Consider the following 2205-nt stretch of genomic DNA (forward strand, 5'->3'; position numbering starts at 1 on the left):
GATTGGGATGGTTGCAAGTGTCGAAGGTGTGGAGAGATAAGAGATGAACAGCATGATTGGGATGGATGCAAATGTCGAAGGTGTGGAAAAACAAGAGATGAACAGCATGATTGGAATGGTTGCAAATGTCGAAGGTGTGGAAAAACAAGAGATGAACAGCATGATTGGGATGGTTGCAAGTGTCGAAGGTGTGGAGAGATAAGAGATGAACAGCATGATTGGGATAGATGTAAATGTCGAAGGTGTGGAAAAACAAGAGATGAACAGCATGATTGGAATGGGTGTAAGTGTCAAAGGTGTGGAAAGAGAATAGCACATGATTGGGATGGATGTAAGTGTCGAAGGTGTGGAAAGAGAATAGCACATGATTGGGATGGATGTACGTGTCGAAGGTGTGGAAAGAGAATAGCACATGATTGGGATGGATGTACGTGTCGAAGGTGTGGAGAGATAAGAGATGAACAGCATGATTGGGATGAATGTAAATGTCGAAAGTGTGGAAAAATAAGAAAACAGGGACATTTGTTTGAGGGGAATAAATGCATAAGATGTGGTGTATCCTTAGAAGAATTCTATAATAGCTATAAAATAAAAACAGACCATGAAGAAGACAAAGCATTGCGGAAGTATTCCATTAATTCAGATGGTACCATTTCTTATGAAAGATCTAAAGTAAAAGCTATAAGATAAGGGCATACTGAAATTGCTTCCGTTCATTGAGAGAAGGAAGAGCCAAGTAGAGCATATGAATCAAGAAGAATCGGAGGATGAGGTTTAAAATGCCTGATAATATATTTCAAAATAAATCAGATCAGAATCCAGAAATCCAAATACTTTTTGAAAACATCAAATTAAAATTACCGGAATTAGAAGAGTTATTAGAAAACTCCAACTCAAATCACAACTATGAATATTTTCTATATCGATTCTATCATGGTTCATATAAAGTAGAGTACGCTATCGGAATGACAAAAATCATTGTCAAAACACTTCAAAATATATATCCAGAAAAATCCTTGAATTCCTTGTTTCTGAAGATTATTCACGAGGGCACTGAAGTAGTGTTAGATGAGTTGCGAGAGAATTGGGACAAAGCTCGACCAATTCTCGAAGCTTTCCTCCATGCGAAATATTTTCTATAGATGGTGGTGAGATATGGACGAAAATTGGAATTTCCACCAACCATTATGCCTGATGGGTGGGCTGCTGTTCTCTACTTGTACAATCTCAGGCATGTGTAAAAATTATGCTGAAGACGGATCAGTAATAAAGCATATATCAACATTTTTTACTGAAGCAAACTCTGGAGATTACAATTACAATAATCTTTTAAGCGTTGTTCTTGATTATGTTGATGTACAATAAATTTTTTTATACACATTCAAGCTAATCCTCCAAGTTCATGCTTGGAGGATATTCTTTTCACTAAAGATCGAATGAGATATCAAATTTTTATTCCATATTGTGGAATCATCATCGTGTATATCTAACTCAACTCATTTTCTCTACAACAGGATCGGGGTTAAGAATATCTTTTATACACACTGTTTTCATATCAAATTAAAAAGTCTAACGAGAAATTTATCAATGGGAGCATCACCATGTTTAAAATTGGTTTGTTATTATTTCTTTTAGGTGGTTTGGCCCCTATATTTTTGCTCATCTTTTTTGTCGTCTGGCTAAAGAAAATAATAAGTTCTGATGAATGATTCTACAACTAAGGACGGTACACAGGGGCATATGAATATAATCGATTGCTTTGATAGGTGGTGTGAAGAGAACCGGAATCAATTTCTATTTTTTCCTGAAAAATTTGAAAGTAAAAAGAATTGGAATTCAAGCTATTATTTCCAAGGGATAACAAAAAGACTTCAACTATGCATCAATCGTATTGGAAACGTAGAGGTTTATGCTTTCCATGAAGAAGAAGACGAGTTTTGGGATATCATTTATGACTTTGATGTGCATTCTGCTCGTAATGAAAATGGATATTATTGCAAAAGTTGTTTGGAGGAATATGTTGAATATTTTAAAACAGAAATTGATTTATGGATAAATCACAGCTTCATTCCATTACTCGAATGGTCGAATGAAGCTTTCACAAAAAACAAATACCTTTGTTTTTTTGAATATTCTAAAGGTGGTAGCACTTGGTGTCGGATACATCCAGGAAAATATCAAGGAAAAAGCGAAGAATATCTTGCC

General features: G+C 35.3%; 3 protein-coding genes. All 3 read left to right on the plus strand.

Translation table 11 applies throughout. The annotated features are described in order from the left end of the window. Positions 1 to 43 precede the first annotated feature (43 nt). A complete protein-coding gene (locus MTBBW1_RS28640) occupies positions 44 to 202 on the plus strand; it encodes a hypothetical protein (protein ID WP_186441617.1) in 159 nt (52 codons plus the stop codon). A 577-nt stretch (positions 203 to 779) separates the two neighbouring features. Beyond that, the gene (locus tag MTBBW1_RS21465; protein ID WP_080806987.1) at positions 780 to 1142 is read left to right on the plus strand and encodes a hypothetical protein; all 363 of its coding nucleotides are present in this window, start codon (positions 780 to 782) and stop codon (positions 1140 to 1142) included. A gap of 559 nt (positions 1143 to 1701) precedes the next feature. Then, positions 1702 to 2205: hypothetical protein (locus MTBBW1_RS21475; protein ID WP_139786848.1), on the plus strand; the 504-nt coding region annotated here is incomplete at its 3' end.

Source organism: Desulfamplus magnetovallimortis (genome assembly GCF_900170035.1).
Taxonomy (GTDB): Bacteria; Desulfobacterota; Desulfobacteria; order Desulfobacterales; family Desulfobacteraceae; genus Desulfamplus; species Desulfamplus magnetovallimortis.